Raw genomic sequence first — 16,888 nt, forward strand, 5'->3', positions numbered from 1 at the left:
TGGCACGCTGTTGAGTTCTCAAGGAACGGACGCTTCCTTTGTACTCACCCTCTCGGGCTTTCCTCCGGGCTTTCGTTCTTCGTTTCCGACTCTATCAGAGTCAGTCCCGCTTGCTTTCCGGGGTCTTCGCTTTCGCGCTTTCCCTTTCCGGCGATGCCGACCCTACCAGAAGTTTTCCACCGGATTTCCCGGCTTCGGTTTCCTGGATGAGTGGTCGACGGTGCCCCAGTGGAATTCAATTCCTTGGGGGCGAGAGAGATGTTAAGCGATCACTGCCGAACTTGTCCAGTTCGAGGCAACCGTTAAAATCTACCTCCCCACGGCGCCTGTGTCAACAGTCGCTGCGGGACGACGAGGAGACTAGCAGCTCAGCCGGGTCGTACGCACATCAGGCCGCGGTCGGCAGCGTGGCCCGTCTGGTCGGCTGCCTCCACGTCGCCCGCCTCGCCCGCGCGCGAGGCCCGGCCACCCAGGACGTAGACGTACGCCAGGAACGCGGCCTCGGCGACGACGCCGATCGCGATGCGGGCCCAGGTCGGGAGGCCGGAGGGGGTTACGAAGCCCTCGATCAGGCCCGAGACGAACAGGACCGCCGCCAGGCCGATCGCCATGCCCAGCGCCGCGCGGCCCTGCTCGGCGAGGGCGGCGCGGCGGGTGCGGGGGCCCGGGTCGATGATCGTCCAGCCGAGGCGGAGACCGGTGCCCGCGGCGACGAAGACCGCGGTCAGTTCGAGCAGGCCGTGCGGCAGGATCAGGCCGAGGAACACGTCGAGGCGGTCGGCCGAGGCCATCAGGCCGATGCCGGTGCCGAGGTTGAGCATGTTCAGGAAGAGGATCCAGAGCACCGGAATCCCCAGGAACGCGCCCAGGACCAGGCATATCGCGGCGGCCTGGGCGTTGTTCGTCCAGACCTGCGCGGCGAACGAACCCGCCGGGTTGCTGGAGTAGTACGTCTCGTACCCGCCGCCCGGCTTCGTGAGCGCCTTCAGGTCGTCCGGGGCCGCAATGGCGCTCTGGACCTCCGGGTGGATGGCTATCCACCAGCCCAGGAGCACCGCGATCGCGACGGAGATCAGAGCCGTCGGTATCCACCAGCGGCGGCTGCGGTAGACCGCCGCCGGGAAGCCGACGGTGAAGAAGCGGGCCGCGTCGCGCCAGCCGCCGCGGCGGGTGCCGGTCACCGTGGCACGGGCGCGGGCGACCAGCTGCGTCAGCCGGCCCGTGAGCCTGGGGTCGGGGGCGCTGGACTGGATCAGGGAGAGGTGCGTGGAGGCCCGCTGGTAGAGCGCGACCAGCTCGTCCGCCTCGGCGCCGGTCAGCCTGCGGCCGCGGCCCAGCAGCTGTTCGAGGCGGTCCCATTCCGCCCGGTGGGCCGTCACGAAGACGTCGAGATCCATCCGGTTGCCGCTCCCCTGCCCCAGGACCCTGCTTCTGCTTACTCCTACCGTGGTCAGCTTGGCAGACTGGACGACCAAGGGGCGGGTCCGGTCACGGGAAAGGTGTGCAGGGTGAGCGATCTGGTGACGGGGGACGCGGTCGTCCTGGGTTTGCGGCCGGCGAGGCTGCCGAGCCGGGCGCTGGCCGTCTTCCTCGACCTGCTCGTGTACCTCACCGGGTACCTGATCATCTCGATCGGGCTGACCTTCGCGACCGCCTCGCTGGACGTGGCCGCGCAGGCCGCGGTGTCGGTGGCGAGCTTCGTCCTGGTGCTGGTCGGCGTGCCGATCGCGGTGGAGACGCTGTCCCGCGGACGCTCGCTCGGCAAGCTCGCCTGCGGGCTGCGCGTGGTGCGCGACGACGGCGGGCCGATCCGGTTCCGGCATGCGCTGGTGCGCGGGGCGATGGGGGTCGTGGAACTGCTGGGGACCTTCGGGGCCGTGGCCTGCATCGCGTCGCTTGTGTCGGCGCGGGGGCGCCGGCTCGGGGACGTGTTCGCCGGCGCACTGGTCGTGCGGGAGCGGGTGGCGGGGGCGCCGGTGATGCCGGTGCCTCCGCCGCCGCCCTGGCTGGCCGGACGGTTCTCCGGACTGGATCTGTCGGCCGTACCGGACGGGCTGTGGCTGGCGATACGGCAGTACCTGACGCGGATGAACCAGCTGGACCCGCAGGTGGGAGCCGCGATGGCGGCGAAGCTCGCGGACGACCTGGTCGCGCGTACGGGGACGCCGCCGCCGGTGGGGGTGCCGGCTGCCGCGTTCCTGATGGCGGTGGTGCACGAGCGGCAGACCCGGGACGCGGCCCGCGCCTTCGGCACCGGTCCCATTGCGCCCGGGGTGCCCGGGACCGTGGCGGGCCTGTCCGGGATGGCTCCGGGGACGCCGCCCGCGTGGGGGCACCCGGCTCCCGGGGCGCCCGTACCGCAGGCCGGACCGCACGCGGGTCAGCCGGCCCCGGTCCCGGGCGGGGCGCCCGCGGCGCCCGCCGCCCCGGTGGTGGCGCCCGCTCCGGCGGCTCCCGTGCCGCCGCGGCCCGCGACCGGGTTCGCGCCCCCGGCGTGATCATCTAGCCTGCACGGCATGTCTGCGAACGTCTCCTTCACCTTCCGCGTCACGGGCATCGAGGACGAGGCCCGGGCGCTGGCGGTCGTCGAGGAGCTCCGGGAGCTGATGCGGGACGAGAGCATCGGCGGCCAGGTGAGCATCGGCATCGTGCCGGAGCGCGACGGGCAGGTCGTCACCGGCGGGACCGACTTCCCGGTCTCCGTCAGCCGCGCCCACCTGTGGTGCCCGGAGTTCGAGAAGTCCCTCGCCTGGTACGCGAAGGAGGCCGCGCCTTCGGCGACGTGCGCGGTCGAGTGGAGCCACCCGGACGAGGAGCACTGACGCGGGGCGGGGCCGCGGAGCCGGGCCGGGATTGCCGGGCCGCTTCAGTCCTCGGGGAACGTCGAGGGCGGGGTCTCCAGGTGTTCGAGCTCGATGCCCGGGGCCGCGAGGACCACGTCCCCGGCCAGGTGGACCGTGTGGACCTCGCCGGTGTCCAGGGCGGTGACCCGGTATTCATCCACCACGAGCGGCCCGCTGTCCGTCGCGTGCTCGGCGCGCCCCAGCAGCGCCCAGGCCTGGTCGACCGTACGGGGCGCCAGCACCGGGTCGGTGAGTGCGACGAGCCGGACCCGGGTGGCGGGGGCGCCGGGGGTCAGGCGCAGCAGGCGGGCCGTCGCGACGAGGAAGGCCGGCGACGTGCCGGTGAAGCCCGCGGCGGGGACGTTGCCCTCGGTGGCCTCGGTGCCGGTGGGGTCGGAGCGCACCCAGGTGACACCGTCGATGGCGGCACCGCGCACCTGCCAGCTGGAGGCGTTCACCTCGAGGCGGATGGGGCGGCCGAGTTCGTCGACCGCCAGGTCGACCGAGCCGCGGTGGTCGCCGCCCGGGCCGGTGAGCTGGGAGACGTAGCGCCAGCCGGAGGGGCCGGGGGCGCAGTGGAAGTGCTCCTCGCCGAGCGGGGCGTGGTCGTGCGGGTCGTGGAGCGAGTAGCGGCCGCGGGGCATCGTGTCGGTCCTTGCCTGAGTACGGGGCAGGCCCCCGGCATCTCCGCCGGGGGCCTGCGTGACGTGCTGTCGCTCCTGCCGCGTGGGGATCAGTAGCGGTAGTGGTCCGGCTTGTACGGGCCCTCGATCTTGACGCCGATGTACTCGGCCTGCTCCGGGCGGAGCGTGGTGAGCTTGACGCCGAGGGCGTCGAGGTGGAGGCGGGCGACCTTCTCGTCGAGGTGCTTGGGCAGCACGTAGACGTCGGTCGGGTACTCCTGGGGCTTGGTGAAGAGCTCGATCTGGGCCAGGGTCTGGTCCGCGAAGGAGTTCGACATCACGAACGACGGGTGGCCGGTCGCGTTGCCCAGGTTCAGCAGACGGCCCTCGGAGAGCACGATCAGGACCTTGCCGTCGGGGAACTTCCAGGTGTGGACCTGCGGCTTGACCTCGTCCTTGACGATGCCCTCGATCTTGGCCAGGCCGGCCATGTCGATCTCGTTGTCGAAGTGGCCGATGTTGCCCACGATCGCCTGGTGCTTCATCTTGGCCATGTCCGAGGCCATGATGATGTCCTTGTTGCCCGTGGTCGTGATGAAGATGTCGGCCGTCTCCACGACGTCGTCCAGCGTCGCGACCTGGAATCCGTCCATCGCGGCCTGCAGCGCGCAGATCGGGTCGATCTCGGTGACGATGACGCGCGCGCCCTGGCCGCGCAGCGACTCGGCGCAGCCCTTGCCGACGTCGCCGTAGCCGAACACGACCGCGACCTTGCCGCCGATGAGGACGTCGGTGGCGCGGTTGATGCCGTCGATCAGCGAGTGGCGGCAGCCGTACTTGTTGTCGAACTTCGACTTCGTCACGGCGTCGTTGACGTTGATCGCCGGGAACAGCAGCGTGCCCTCGGCCATCATCTCGTACAGGCGGTGCACGCCGGTGGTGGTCTCCTCGGTGACACCGCGGATCTCGGACGCGAGCTGCGTCCACTTCTGCGGGGTCTCGCCGAGGGTGCGGTTCAGCAGGGTGAGGATGTGGCCGTACTCCTCGGAGTCCGCCGTGGACGGGTCCGGGGCGGAGCCGACCTTCTCGAACTCGACGCCCTTGTGGACGAGGAGGGTGGCGTCACCACCGTCGTCGAGGATCATGTTGGGGCCGCCGGTGGGGGTGTTCGGCCAGGTCAGCGCCTGCTCCGTGCACCACCAGTACTCCTCCAGCGTCTCGCCCTTCCAGGCGAAGACGGGGACGCCCTGCGGGTTCTCCGGGGTGCCGTTCGGGCCGACGGCGATGGCGGCGGCCGCGTGGTCCTGGGTGGAGAAGATGTTGCAGGACGCCCAGCGGACGTCGGCGCCGAGGGCGACCAGGGTCTCGATCAGGACGGCCGTCTGCACGGTCATGTGCAGGGAGCCGGTGATGCGGGCGCCGGCCAGCGGCTGAGCCTCGGCGTACTCCCGGCGGATCGACATGAGGCCGGGCATCTCGTGCTCGGCCAGCGTGATCTCCTTGCGGCCGAAGGCGGCGAGGGAAAGGTCTGCGACCTTGAAGTCCATGGGTACTGCTCCTCATGGTTCGAGAGGGTGGGTACGGCTGAGCCGGGCATCGCCCGTGGGGACGGTGCACCGAGCACTCAGTCCGTCGGGGGCCCTCTCTCCCCTCGGCCGGTCGCGAGGACCGCCCGACCGCCATCAGCAGCGACGCCTGACACTGACGACGAATCTACACCGAAGCATGTCCCGTCCGGCGGGCGGTATTCAGGTCTTCCGGATCTTTTGAACCTCCCCTCGAGTGTGGGAGACGCAGGGCTCCATCGGTGCAGACGAAGGCCACCGCCGGGCGCGAGACGCGCGCGGCGGGGGCCTTCGCAGGGGTGCGGCGCCTGGTCAGGCCTTGGCGGAGGGGTCCGACTCCGCGTGGTAGATGTCCGGCTCCAGGTAGATCACGCGGGCGATCGGGACCGCCTCGCGGATCCGGGCCTCGGCGGCGTTGATCGCGTCGGCCACCTGCGTCGCGGTGTCGTTGCCCTCGACCGCGATCTTGGCGGCGACCAGGAGCTCCTCCGGGCCGAGGTGGAGGGTGCGCATGTGGATCACGCGGGTGACGACGTCGCCGTCGACGAGGGCGGCCCTGATCTTCTCGACGTCCTCCGTGCCCGCGGCCTCGCCGAGCAGCAGGGACTTGGTCTCGGCGGCCAGCACGACGGCGATGACGAGCAGCAGGGTGCCGATGCACAGGGTGCCGATGCCGTCCCAGACGCCGTTGCCCGTCGCGAGCGCGAGGCCGACGCCGCCGAGGGCGAGGACCAGGCCGACGAGGGCGCCGAAGTCCTCCAGGAGGACCACCGGCAGCTCGGGGGCCTTGGCGCGCTTGATGAACTGACTCCACGACAGGGAGCCGCGGATCTCGTTCGACTCCTTGATCGCCGTACGGAACGAGAAGCTCTCGGCGATGATGGCGAAGACGAGCACGCCGATCGGCCAGTACCAGGCCTCGATGGGGTGCGGGTGCTGGACCTTCTCGACGCCCTCGTAGATGGCGAACATGCCACCGACGGTGAAGAGCACGATGGAGACGAGGAAGGCGTAGATGTAGCGTTCGCGCCCGTACCCGAAGGGGTGTTGCGGCGTCGCCTCGCGCTGGGCCTTCTTTCCGCCGAGGAGCAGCAGCCCCTGGTTCCCGGAGTCGGCCAGCGAGTGGACGCTTTCCGCGAGCATCGACGACGAGCCGCTGAAGACGAAGGCCACGAACTTGGCTACAGCGATGGCGAGATTGGCGGCGAGTGCCGCCACGATCGCCCTGGTACCGCCCGACGCGCTCATGGGTTTCCGGAGTCCCTTCCTCGGTGCGGCGCCCCTGCCGGGACGCCGCGCTACGGCGGCACATTGTTGCAGCCGCAGCGCCAGGCGCCACGTCAGAGGACGACGGTGGCCCGGAAGATGCTGCCGATTCCGGACAGTTCGACCTTTTCGCCTGCCGGGACGAAGACCGACTCTCCGGGGGCCAGCGTCACTTCGCCGGCCTTCGGGCGGCCCGCCGTGCACAGCAGGATCTGCGGGGCGTCGTCCGGGAGGGTGTGCGGGGCGGCGCCGGCGGCCAGGGCGAAGCGGGAGAGGCGGAATTCGTCGATGGGGGTCTCGTAGACCTCCTCGCCGTTGCCCTCGGGGCGCTGCACGGCCGGGTCGCCCGGCTCGAACCGCACGATCTTCAGCAGCTCGGGCACGTCCACGTGTTTGGGGGTGAGTCCGGCGCGCAGGACGTTGTCGGAGTTGGCCAGCAGCTCCACGCCGAGGCCGTCGAGGTAGGCGTGCGGGACTCCGGCACCGAGGAACATGGCCTCGCCGGGCTGGAGTCGGACGTGGTTGAGGAGCATGGCCGCGATCACGCCCGGATCGCCGGGGAAGTGGTGCACGAGCGAGGCGTACGGCGCGTACCGGCCCCCGAGGCGTTCGATCGCGGCGCCGGTCTCGGCCACCGTACGGGCCATCTCGGCGCGGTCCGCGGTCAGTACGGCGGAAAGCATCTCGCGCAGGGCCGCCTCCTCCGGGTGGGCCCGGAGCAGGTCGACGTACGGAACGAGGGAGTTGACGCCCAGGCCCGCGAGCAGGTCGGCGGCCTCCAGCGGCGGGCGGAAGCCGCACAGGCCGTCGAAGGGGGTGAGCGCGCAGATCATCTCGGGCTTGTGGTTGGGGTCCTTGTAGTTGCGGTGGGCCCCGTCGGCGGGGATCCCGCGGCGCTCCTCGTCGGCGTAGCCCTCCTTCGCCTGCGCGAGGTCGGGGTGGACCTGGAGGGAGAGCGGGGCCCCGGCTGCGAGGATCTTCAGGAGGAAGGGCAGCCTGGGGCCGAATTTGGCGACGGCGGCCGCGCCGAGCTCGCGCTCGGGGTCGGCGGCGATGACGTCCGCGAGGGTGGTCTCGCCGGCACCGCGGTCGAGGCGGGACGGGGCGCCCGGGTGCGCGCCCATCCACATCTCGGCCTGGGGTTCCCCGGTGGGGGCGACGCCGAGGAGCTGGGGGATCGCGGTGGTCGATCCCCAGGCGTAGGGGCGGATCGTGTTCGTCAGGCGGTCCATCTTCGTCCGTCTTCCTGGATGAAGGGCCGGCACGGTGGCGTGCTCAGCCGTGTCCCCTGCTCGCCAGCGCCAGGTAGGCGGTGGCGAAATCCGTGACGGCGAGGAGTTCGGCGAGCTGTTCCAGTTCGCCGCCTTCCTCTGGTTCGAGCTCGCTGATGGCCGTGTCGTGGCTGAGGGCGAGCTCGCGCGCGGCCGGGGCGGCGGTGAGGCCGCCCGTGGGCCGGTCGCGCAGCAGGACGATGCGGGCGCGGAGGGCCTGGGGCTCCTCCACCCGGTCACGGAAGAAGTCCTCGGGATCGGCACCGGCGGCGAAGGAGCCGGCGAGCAGGACCCCGTGGGCGGGCAGCGCCTCGGGGAGGTCGGCGGCCAGTGCGGGGCGGCCGGCGAGTTCGGCGAGGGTGGCGGCGAAGCGGCGGCCGGCCGGGCCCGCGCCGGCGCCCTCGCTCCAGATGAGCGGGAGGGTGTCGGCGAGCTCGGCGGCGAGGGTCTTGGCCGGATTGGAGTACGTGGCGATGGCCGGTCCGCAGCGCTCGGCGGTGCGGTCGAGCCGGTCGGCGACGCGCTGGAGGGTGTCCGGGGCGGCGGTGATCAGCCCGACCTTGTCGAGGAGCAGCAGCAGCGGGGTCAGCAGGGCCCACAGGGCGCCGGGCCCGGCCGCGGCGGATTCGTCGTACTCCTGGTACGGCGCCTTGGCCATCGGGACGAGGAGCCCGTGCGCGCCGTCCACGGCCTCGCTCAGCGGGGAGCGCTCGGGGGCGACGGCGACGACGGAGCAGCCGCGCCGGTAGGCCTGCTCGGCGAGGACGGCGAGCCCGGGTTCGGTGCCGTCGGTGGTGGCGATGAGCAGCAGGTCGACGGATCCGGCCCAGCCGGGCAGCGCCCAGCGCAGGGCGCCGGCGGCGTGCGCGACCCCGGTGGGGTGCAGGCGGGTGACGGGTGCGGAGGCTCCGGCGAGGGCGCCGAGCAGGTCGGCGACGCCGGTGGCGGCGGTGCCGGGGCCCGCGATGAGGACGGCGCGGGGCCGGCCGTCGGGGCGCAGGTCGGCGAGGCCCGCCTCGGTCGCGTGCCGGGATGCGGTACGGACTCTGGCCCCGGCCTCGGCGGCGCCGCGGAGCAGGCCGCGGCGGTCGGCGCGGGCGAGTTCGTCCGGTGCGTCGAGGAGCGACTCGTCGAGCATTGCGGCCTCCGGCTGACAGCTGGTTCAGAAGGGCGGGCGACTCGGTTGCTCGGGCGCCCGGCGCTGCGACGGGCGCCCCGTGGAGCCTGTGCGGTACCTGCGCGGCCTGGGGCTGGACGCCCCGGGGCCGGGCGGCGGCTCAGGCGGGGCGGCGTGCCTCGTCGACGAGGAGGACCGGGATGCCGTCGCGGACCGGGTAGGCGAGGCCGCAGTCCCGGCCGGTGCAGATCAGCTCGGGAGCCGCTTCGTCGGCCGACTTGTCCTCGAGGGGCGAGTGGCAGGCGGGGCAGGCGAGGATCTCCAGAAGGCCGGCTTCGAGCGGCATGGGGCGGTTCCCTTCGAACATGCGGATTGGGCGAGGTCAGCGTACCGCCGGGCCGCACGTCGCGCGGCCCGGCGGTGACGCGGTGCTTACGCGCGGACCAGGGCCAGGACCTCGTCGCGGACCTTGGCGAGGGTCACGGAGTCGCGGGCTTCGACGTTGAGGCGCAGCAGCGGCTCGGTGTTGGAGGCTCGCAGGTTGAACCACCAGTCGGCGGAGCTGGCGGTCAGGCCGTCGAGCTCGTCGAGGGTGATGCCCTCGACGGCGCCGTACGCGGCCTTGACGGCGGCGAGCCGGCCGGTCTGGTCGGCGACGGTGGAGTTGATCTCGCCGGAGCCCTCGTAGCGGTCGTAGGAGGCGACCAGCTCGGAGAGCGGGCCGTCCTGGCCGCCGAGGGCCGCGAGGACGTGGAGCGCGGCGAGCATGCCGGTGTCCGCGTTCCAGAAGTCCTTGAAGTAGTAGTGCGCGGAGTGCTCACCGCCGAAGATGGCGCCGGACTTGGCCATCTCCTCCTTGATGAAGGAGTGGCCGACGCGGGTGCGGACGGGGGTGCCGCCGTGCTCGCGGACGACCTCCGGGACGGACCAGGAGGTGATCAGGTTGTGGATCACGGTGCCGGTGCCGCCGTTGCGGGCCAGCTCGCGGGCCGCGACCAGGGCGGTGACCGCGGACGGGGAGACGCCCTCGCCGCGCTCGTCGACGACGAAGCAGCGGTCGGCGTCGCCGTCGAAGGCGAGGCCCAGGTCGGCGCCCTCGGCCTTCACGCGGGCCTGGAGGTCGACGATGTTCTTCGGGTCGAGGGGGTTGGCCTCGTGGTTGGGGAAGGTGCCGTCCAGCTCGAAGTACATCGGGACGACGTCGAGGGGCAGGCCGTCGAAGACGGTCGGGACGGTGTGGCCGCCCATCCCGTTGCCGGCGTCCACGACCACCTTGAGCGGGCGGATGCCGCTCAGGTCGACGAGGGACTTGAGGTGCTCGGCGTACCCGGCGAGGGTGTCCTGCTCGGTGACCGTGCCCGGGACGGTGCCGTCCGCGACGGCCGGGGCGCCCTGGTCGGACCACGTCTCGACGAGCTCGCGGATGGCGGAGAGGCCGGTGTCCTGGCCGACGGGGGCGGCGCCGGCGCGGCAGAGCTTGATGCCGTTGTAGCGGGCCGGGTTGTGCGAGGCCGTGAACATCGCGCCGGGCAGGTCCAGCATGCCGGAGGCGTAGTACAGCTGGTCGGTGGAGCACAGCCCGATCAGGGTGACGTCGACGCCGCGGGCGGCGGCGCCGCGGGCGAACGCGCCGGACAGGGCGGGCGAGGAGGGCCGCATGTCGTGGCCGACGACGATCGCCGTGGCGCCGGTGACCTCGACGAAAGCGGCACCGAACAGCTCGGCCAGCGACTCGTCCCACTCGTCCGGTACGACACCACGTACGTCGTACGCCTTGACGATGTTCGAAAGATCTGCGGCCACTGCCTGCCCTCCTGAGGTGCTGTGCGTGGAGCAAACCTACCCTGCACGGAGAGCGACTTTTCAGACCATGTGTAGGTCAGGAGTCGGGCGAACGCAGGACGCGCAGGTGTCCTCGACGGGTCTCGCCGGTGTTGCCGCCGCCGCTGCCCGGACGGGTTCCGCCGGCCTCGGCGGCCCGCTCGTGGGGGCGGGCCGCTTCGCGGACGGCGTTGGCCAGGGCTTCGAGGTCGTCGCCGCTCGGGCGGGACGGCGCGGAGCCGTCGGTGAGGCGCACGACGTCCCAGCCGCGCGGGGCGGTCAGGCGCTCGGAGTGCTCGGCGCACAGGTCGTAGCAGTGGGGTTCCGCGTAGGTGGCGAGCGGGCCGAGAACTGCGGTCGAATCGGCGTAGACGTACGTCAGTGTCGCGACGGCAGGGCGGCCGCACGCAGTGCGCGAACAGCGACGTACAAGGCTCACGACGTTGGACGGTACCGCACTCTTGACCGGGCCGCGACGACTCTCCCGCAGGCCACTCCCCGTGTCGTGCCTGCGGAGGGGCGCGGCGGGTCCGGAAACCCCCGGGTGGGAGGGGTTGCGGGGGCTACGCTGCGGGGGTGACGGACAGCCCCCTGCCCCCCGGCCCGCCCCGCCCCGCCGAGCCTCCCGCCGAGCCGCGGCCGCGCCGTCGCGACCGGCACGGGCGGGGGATGCGCGGGCCGCTGGCCCCGCCGCAGGTCCCGCTGTCGGCGAGCCGGGCGGAGCTGTTCGGGGACCTGGTACGGGATTCGGTCGAGCGGCTGGAGCGGCGCTGGCCTCAGCTGGCGGAGGTGGAGTTCGTGGTCGCGGACGTCCCTGGACCGCCGGGTGGTCCGGACGCCGGCTGGAACGACGAGGCGGTGCCGCTCGGGGCGCTGTCGGAGGCGGCGGGCACGGGTCGGCCGGCGCGGGTCGTGGTGTTCCGGCGGCCGGTGGAGATCCGCACGAAGAGCCGCGACGAGCGCGCCCTGCTCGTGCACGAGATCGTGGTCGAGCAGGTGGCGGAGCTGCTGGGGCTGTCCCCGGAGACGGTCGACCCGCGGTACGACCAGGAGTGACCGGCCGTCCCGCGGGCGCAGTTGGCTAGTCGGTCAGGACCGTCAGGTCCTGGGTGGCCTTGGGGACCGAGACCATCGCGTGGTCGTCCGACAGCGGCTGGATCGTGAACATCGGGACGCCCTCGTGCGGCAGGGTCAGGGTGCGGGCCGCGTACACGGGGCCGCCGGAGACGGTCTCGACCGTCAGCGCGTAGGCGCCCTTGGCCCCCGCCGGGGCCAGTGACACCGTCTGCGTCGTGCCCGCCTTGACCGTGACCTCCTTCGAGGCCGGCTCCCCGGCCTCCGTGCCCGCCGAGGCCGTCACCTTCACCTTCGCGTCGGCGCCGCCCGCCGCCGTGAGCGCGAGCACCGTCGCGTTCTCGTCGGCCCGGTCGTCGGCGACCGTCGCCCGCGTCCCGACGGGCCCGGTCGCCGGGACGAAGCCCAGCTCCTGCTTGGCGCCGCTGCCGCGGACCACGCGGACGGCCGCCACCACCGGCACGGCCTTCTTGTCGTTCGCCGGGGCCAGCAGCAGCGAACCCGCCTCGCCGCGGGTCACGTCCTTCAGGTCGACGCCCACCGTCATGCCGCCCTTGAGGTGCAGCTGCTCGTTGCCCGCCGGGCTGATCGAGCCGTTCGGCCCGGCCAGCTTGACGGTGAGGTCCGCGTCCTCCTCGCCGGGCGCGAAGGCGACCAGCCGTACCGAGGTGGCGTCGGCCGGGATCCCGGGCAGCACCAGCGAGCCCGCCGGGTCGGTGGAGGCCGGCAGCCAGTCGGCGCCCACCCCCTCTTCGCCGACCTGCACGGTGGCGCCGACCCGGCCCGCCCGCGTCGTCACATGGGCGGTGACGTCCGCGAGCTGGACCCCGGGGGCGAGCGAGGACAGCGAGACGGACTTGGTGGACCTGGGGTCGATCCGGATGTTCTCGCCGGTGCCGCCCTCGGACTTGACCGCCCCGTCCGGGCCGAACATCTTGATGTCGATCACGGCCGCGGTGTCGTCCGGGTTGGTGAGGTGCACGTAGTCCTCGCGCCCCTTGGCCGTACTCGCGCCGGGGAACCAGAAGTCGGTGCCGGGCGCGGTGCAGCTCACGCCGAGGACGCCGCGCGCCCGGCCGACCGAGACCTTCGTGGTCTGCTGTGCGGTCCAGCCGGGAGCCAGGATCCCGTCGGCGACACCCACCAGTGCGGGCGCCTCCGCGCCGGAGGCGGCGGCCCCGGCCGGCTTGCCGCGCTCCTTGAGCTCGAGCACCGGCTTGGCCTCCTTGGTCGCGCCGAGGAGGCGGGCCGTGCCCTTGCCGCCTCCGGCCGCGCCGGGGGTGATCGCCGTGTACGTGGTCTCCGCGATGTCCGAGGAGCTGGGCGCCGGGCAGACCAGCGCGGACCGCTCCACCGGCATCCGGGCCGCGGCCGCCGTCCGGTCGTCGGCGGCCGGGGCGGCGGGGGCGGCGAGGTATCCGACGCCGGTGACGGCCGCCAGGGCGGCGGCCACCGCCGCCAGCGTCAGGGGTGCGCGCTGCTTCACTGCTGGGGGCTCCCGTCCGGACGCGGGTCTTGCTGTCCGTAGGTGTCGTACGGCTGCTCGTACGGCGGGTAGGGGTACGGCTGCTGCGGCTGCTGCGGGTACCCCTGCTGGGGGTCGTAGCCCTGCTGCGGGTACGGGTACTGCTCGTACTCCGGGGCCTGGGCGGGCGCCGGCACGTACGGCTGCTGGGGCTGCTGTGGCTGCTGGTCGTACGCGTGGCCCTGGTCGCCGTAGGCCTGGTACGCGTAGGTCTCCTCCCCGTACGCCGGCTGCGCCGGGATCTGCGCGTACGGATCGGCGACCGCGCCCGAGGGCTCCTCGGCGGCGGCCGTCGCGGCGGCCGAGGACTGCGCCTCCGCGCGCAGCCGGCGCGCCCGGCGGCCCTCTCCGGCCTCGCCGGCGGCGGACCGCTCGGCGGCTTCCGCTTCCTCCTCGGGCAGGTCGTCGTCGAGGCTCGCCCGGCGGCCGGGCAGGGCCATCACGAGCAGCACCAGCGCGAGGAGGCCCTGGGCCCAGTGCCAGGCGGTCCGGGTCAGCGCGTCCTCGTGCACGAGGTCCAGGCGTCCGCCGGCGGCGGGCAGTTCGAAGCCCTGCGCCCAGCCGTCGAGGGTCTTGGGCTTGAGGGGCTTGCCGTCGAGGGTGGCCTGCCAGCCGGGGGCGGCCCGGTCGGCGATGCGCAGCATGCGGCCCGCCTCGCCCGCCGGGATCTTGGTGTGGGCCTCGACGGGGCCGGAGGCGACCGGGATGGGGGCCTCGCCCGGCTTCCCGGAGACGATGGCGGCGCGGGCGACCTGGCGGTCCACGCGCCACAGGGCGCTGCCGTCGAGCTGGCTGAGGCGGCTGAGGCCCGGGGTGGCGTCGAGGACCTTGCGCATCTGCTGCGGGGCCCCGTCGCGGACCAGGATGTAGCGGATGGCGAAGCCGCTGAGCTGGTCGGTCTGGTCGGCGCCGGAGCCTGCGACGAGGCTGGAGACGACCTTGTCGAGCTGGGGGCTGCTGCCGGCCGCGGCGGCGAGTTCGGGGTCGCCGAGGCGGCCGCCGGAGCCACGGACCAGCGTGTAGGACACGGTGGCGGGCGAGGTGCCGCCGAGGACGAGGGTGCGGGCCTGGTCGCGGGTGCCGCTCTCCTCGGCGACGAACGCGGGGACCTGGACCGGGTCGCGCCGCTCCAGCGGGCCGTCGGCACCGCTGATCATCCAGCCGGCGGCGCCGAGCAGCGGGCCGGCGACGGCGCCGAGCGCGATCAGCGCGGCCAGCGGCTGGCGCCAGCCGAAGCTGCTGGCGGCGACCCGCTCCTTGGCCCCCTCGGCGCCGACGGCGGCGGCCGCGAGGAGGGCCAGTCCGTAGACGAGGGTGGCGGGCCCGGCCCATCCGGTGCGGTTGACGACGACGGCCAGGAGCAGGGCGGCCAGGGCGACGGCCCAGGCGGTGCGGACGGCGAACCGGCGCTCGGCGCGCAGCAGGGCGGCCAGGGCGGCGAGGACGATGCCGATGAGCAGCAGGCCGCCGGCGGTACGGGGGCCGCCGGGGCTGATGCCGAGCAGGTCGAGGGCGGTGGCCGAGCCGGATCCGTACGCCAGACCGGCCTCGTGCAGGAGCCGGCCGGGGTGCATGAGCAGGCTCAGCGACCAGGGGGCGAGCACGAGGAGCGGGACGGCGAGCGTGGCGAGCAGGCGCAGGCCGTACGTCTTCCACTCGGCGCGGCGCAGCACGAGGGCGGCGGTGCCGAGGGCGACGGCCAGCAGCCATACGACGGGGGTGAAGGCGGTGGCCAGGGTCAGCAGGAGGGTGTACGTCCACACCGGGCGCCGGCCGGCCCGTTCGCCCTCGGCCGCGCCGTCACCGCCCTTGGGTCCGGCGGAGCCGAAGCCGAAGGCGGCGACCGCCGAGCGGGCGATGAGCGGGAGCAGGATCGCCAGGACGGCGGTGCCGAGGCGCCCGCCGGCCAGCGCGCCGGTGACGGCGGGCAGGAAGGCGTAGGCGACGGCGGCCCAGGCGCGCAGCAGCCGGGAGTCGACGAGCGGCCGGGAGGCGAAGTAGGCGGTGAGCCCGGCGAGCGGGACCGAGCAGACCAGCAGCAGGGTCAGCGCCGCGCTGGTGGAGCCGAACAGCAGGGTGGCGAAGGCGCCGAGGACGGCGAGGTACGGCGGCGCTCCGGCGGTGGAGCCGGCGGCGACGGGCTGCCAGTCGTCGGTGTAGCTGTGCCAGAGGGCGAGCCCGCTGTCGGGGGCGGGCAGCAGGGCGCCGCCCATGAGGGAGCCGCCGCCGAGCAGGGCGCGGCAGGCGATGACGGAGACGAGCAGGAGGAGGGCGAAGAGGACGGGCGCGGGGTTGCGGGCGATCCGCTTGAGGCGCGCGAACTGTTCGATCTCGAGGTAGTCGGCGTCGTCGCCGCCGGGGCCGGACTCGACGGCTCCGCCGTGCCGGCCGATGGCGGACGCGTCGGTGTCGCGGTCGCCGCCGAAGTACCCGGCGAGCTGTTCGGCGTTGGCCCGCAGGCTCGCGCCGGGCGGCGGGAACAGGGGGCGCAGTTCCTTGGCGGGGACGGCCGGGCGGCCCCGTCTGCGGCGCGCGCCGAGGATCCGGCCGGGGCGCAGCAGGGTGGCGAGGAGGCCTGTGATCTCGTCGACGGCCTGGCCGGGGGCCTTGCCGATGAGGTAGGCGAGGGTGCGGAGCACGGTGCCGACGAGGAGGCGCAGCAGGACGTACGGCAGGGCGCGCGCGGAGCTGTTGGCGAGCACCGTGTAGACGGCGCCGGCCTTGTCGACGCGGTGGGGGCTGGCGCTCGTACGTCCGGCGCAGTCGACGGTGCGGCGCTCGCGGGCGGCTGCCTCGGCGTGCCGCAGCACGGCGTCGGGGGCGACGAGGACGGTGTGGCCGGCGCTCTGGGCGCGCCAGCAGAGGTCGACGTCGTCCCGCATGAGGGGCAGGCGGCGGTCGAAGCCGCCAAGGGCCTCGTACACGTCGCGGCGCACGAGCATGCCGGCGGTGGAGACGGACAGGACCGGGCGGACCTGGTCGTGCTGGCCCTGGTCCTGTTCGCGGCGGTCGAGGCCCGTCCAGCGGCGGCCGCTGCGGGCGATGGTGACGCCGGCCTCGAGGAGCTGCTTCTTGTCGTACCAGCCGCGCAGCTTGGGGCCGATGACGGCGGCGTCGGGGTTGTCCTCGGCGACGCGCAGCAGTTCGGTGAGGGCGTCGGGTTCGGGGGCGCTGTCGTCGTGGAGCAGCCAGAGCCACTGGACGGGTTCGCCGTGCGGGAGTTCGGGGAGGTCGTAGGCGTCGTCGCGCCAGGTGCGGCTGACGGGGTCCCAGCCGCTGGGGCGCTTGAGGTACGAGAGGTCCTCGGGGCTCAGGGTGCCCGCGGTGCGGGCGGCCTCGTCGACGGCGGCGCCGAAACCGGTGCGGCGGGCGAGGTGGAGGACACGGTCCTCGCCGAAGGCCTCGCCGAGCAGGCGCGCGGATTCGTCGGCGCTGCCGGTGTCGGCGGCGACATGGCTCTGCGCGGGGCGTTCCTGGCCGAGGAGGCCGGCGAGCGTCCTCGGTAGCCAGCGGGCGCCGTCGTGGGCGACGAGGACCGCGGTGACCACGTGCCGGGGGAACTCGGGTGTGGCGGCAGCCTGGTAGGAGGCCGTCGACTGGCTGTGCAGGGACATCGCTCTACTGGCCCTCCGGCCTGGGGATCCCCCCGGACGCGGTCCGGGGAGTGGGTCCGGGGGTGGTTGTGCTCCCGGAGGCTGCTGGACAGCGCCCCACACTAACGGCTGGGAACACAGCGGTCCGCCTCCTGCGGGGAAGGTGCAGGAGGCGGACCGTTTGCTCTGC

13 protein-coding genes and 1 pseudogene are annotated in these 16,888 nt (G+C 73.6%); 3 read left to right on the forward strand and 11 right to left on the reverse strand.

The genetic code is table 11. The features are described from left to right. Positions 1-388: 388 nt before the first annotated feature. Positions 389-1,397: pseudogene (locus IF09_RS40350) on the reverse strand (stage II sporulation protein M). 111 nt (positions 1,398-1,508) lie between these two features. Between IF09_RS40350 and IF09_RS0117955 the strand changes: the two are divergent. Together IF09_RS0117955 and IF09_RS0117960 are read left to right on the forward strand one after the other, a co-directional pair. Further along, positions 1,509-2,498 carry an RDD family protein gene (locus tag IF09_RS0117955; RefSeq protein ID WP_030296864.1) on the forward strand — a complete coding sequence of 330 codons (990 nt, stop codon included), beginning with the start codon at positions 1,509-1,511 and terminating at the stop codon, positions 2,496-2,498. 18 nt (positions 2,499-2,516) lie between these two features. Beyond that, complete coding sequence (locus IF09_RS0117960; protein ID WP_030296866.1) at positions 2,517-2,822, forward strand: hypothetical protein; 306 nt, start codon at positions 2,517-2,519, stop codon at positions 2,820-2,822. Positions 2,823-2,866: 44 nt separating this feature from the next. Here the strand turns inward: IF09_RS0117960 and IF09_RS0117965 are convergent, their stop codons facing one another. The 8 genes from IF09_RS0117965 to IF09_RS0118000 all read right to left on the reverse strand — a co-directional run bounded on the left by IF09_RS0117965 (position 2,867) and on the right by IF09_RS0118000 (position 10,996). Next, positions 2,867-3,487: a hypothetical protein gene (locus IF09_RS0117965; protein WP_030296868.1), complete on the reverse strand. Its 621-nt coding sequence runs from the start codon at positions 3,485-3,487 to the stop codon at positions 2,867-2,869. 89 nt (positions 3,488-3,576) lie between these two features. After that, the gene (gene ahcY, locus IF09_RS0117970) at positions 3,577-5,013 is read right to left on the reverse strand and encodes an adenosylhomocysteinase (RefSeq protein WP_030296870.1); all 1,437 of its coding nucleotides are present in this window, start codon (positions 5,011-5,013) and stop codon (positions 3,577-3,579) included. Between the two features lie 330 nt (positions 5,014-5,343). Further along, positions 5,344-6,279 carry a cation diffusion facilitator family transporter gene (locus IF09_RS0117975; RefSeq protein WP_030296873.1) on the reverse strand — a complete coding sequence of 312 codons (936 nt, stop codon included), beginning with the start codon at positions 6,277-6,279 and terminating at the stop codon, positions 5,344-5,346. Between the two features lie 92 nt (positions 6,280-6,371). Next, on the reverse strand, positions 6,372-7,529 hold the full coding sequence (gene manA / locus IF09_RS0117980) for a mannose-6-phosphate isomerase, class I (protein WP_030296874.1): 1,158 nt from the start codon (positions 7,527-7,529) through the stop codon (positions 6,372-6,374). Between the two features lie 43 nt (positions 7,530-7,572). Then, complete coding sequence (locus tag IF09_RS0117985; RefSeq protein ID WP_030296875.1) at positions 7,573-8,706, reverse strand: SIS domain-containing protein; 1,134 nt, start codon at positions 8,704-8,706, stop codon at positions 7,573-7,575. A 139-nt stretch (positions 8,707-8,845) separates the two neighbouring features. After that, a complete protein-coding gene (locus IF09_RS0117990; RefSeq protein ID WP_030296876.1) occupies positions 8,846-9,031 on the reverse strand; it encodes a Trm112 family protein in 186 nt (61 codons plus the stop codon). A gap of 86 nt (positions 9,032-9,117) precedes the next feature. After that, a complete protein-coding gene (locus IF09_RS0117995) occupies positions 9,118-10,488 on the reverse strand; it encodes a phosphomannomutase/phosphoglucomutase (RefSeq protein WP_030296878.1) in 1,371 nt (456 codons plus the stop codon). Between the two features lie 76 nt (positions 10,489-10,564). Then, entirely contained in the window at positions 10,565-10,996 is a 432-nt protein-coding gene (locus tag IF09_RS0118000) for a DUF3499 domain-containing protein (RefSeq protein ID WP_078613320.1), read from the reverse strand. Positions 10,997-11,082: 86 nt separating this feature from the next. On the opposite strand from IF09_RS0118000, the gene IF09_RS0118005 reads away from it, so the two are divergent. Next, entirely contained in the window at positions 11,083-11,562 is a 480-nt protein-coding gene (locus IF09_RS0118005) for a metallopeptidase family protein (RefSeq protein WP_078613321.1), read from the forward strand. A gap of 25 nt (positions 11,563-11,587) precedes the next feature. On the opposite strand, the gene IF09_RS0118010 is transcribed toward IF09_RS0118005, so the two are convergent. Both IF09_RS0118010 and IF09_RS0118015 read right to left on the reverse strand, forming a co-directional pair. Further along, the gene (locus IF09_RS0118010; protein ID WP_030296883.1) at positions 11,588-13,066 is read right to left on the reverse strand and encodes a DUF5719 family protein; all 1,479 of its coding nucleotides are present in this window, start codon (positions 13,064-13,066) and stop codon (positions 11,588-11,590) included. Next, entirely contained in the window at positions 13,063-16,719 is a 3,657-nt protein-coding gene (locus IF09_RS0118015; RefSeq protein WP_030296885.1) for a glycosyltransferase family 2 protein, read from the reverse strand. The genes IF09_RS0118010 and IF09_RS0118015 overlap by 4 nt, the downstream gene beginning before the upstream one ends. Between the last annotated feature and the right edge of the window lie 169 nt (positions 16,720-16,888).

The sequence above is a fragment of the Streptomyces katrae genome (assembly GCF_000717655.1).
Taxonomy (GTDB): Bacteria; Actinomycetota; Actinomycetes; order Streptomycetales; family Streptomycetaceae; genus Streptomyces; species Streptomyces katrae_B.

Bases quoted from the DNA above. Each gene is read 5' to 3' on its own strand.
- IF09_RS0117960 (WP_030296866.1), top strand. From the start codon at position 2,517: ATGTCTGCGAACGTCTCCTTCACCTTCCGCGTCACGGGCATCGAGGAC.
- IF09_RS0117965 (WP_030296868.1), bottom strand. From the start codon at position 3,487: ATGCCCCGCGGCCGCTACTCGCTCCACGACCCGCACGACCACGCCCCG.
- ahcY (WP_030296870.1), bottom strand. From the start codon at position 5,013: ATGGACTTCAAGGTCGCAGACCTTTCCCTCGCCGCCTTCGGCCGCAAG.
- IF09_RS0117975 (WP_030296873.1), bottom strand. From the start codon at position 6,279: ATGAGCGCGTCGGGCGGTACCAGGGCGATCGTGGCGGCACTCGCCGCC.
- manA (WP_030296874.1), bottom strand. From the start codon at position 7,529: ATGGACCGCCTGACGAACACGATCCGCCCCTACGCCTGGGGATCGACC.
- IF09_RS0117985 (WP_030296875.1), bottom strand. From the start codon at position 8,706: ATGCTCGACGAGTCGCTCCTCGACGCACCGGACGAACTCGCCCGCGCC.
- IF09_RS0117990 (WP_030296876.1), bottom strand. From the start codon at position 9,031: ATGCCGCTCGAAGCCGGCCTTCTGGAGATCCTCGCCTGCCCCGCCTGC.
- IF09_RS0118015 (WP_030296885.1), bottom strand. From the start codon at position 16,719: ATGTCCCTGCACAGCCAGTCGACGGCCTCCTACCAGGCTGCCGCCACA.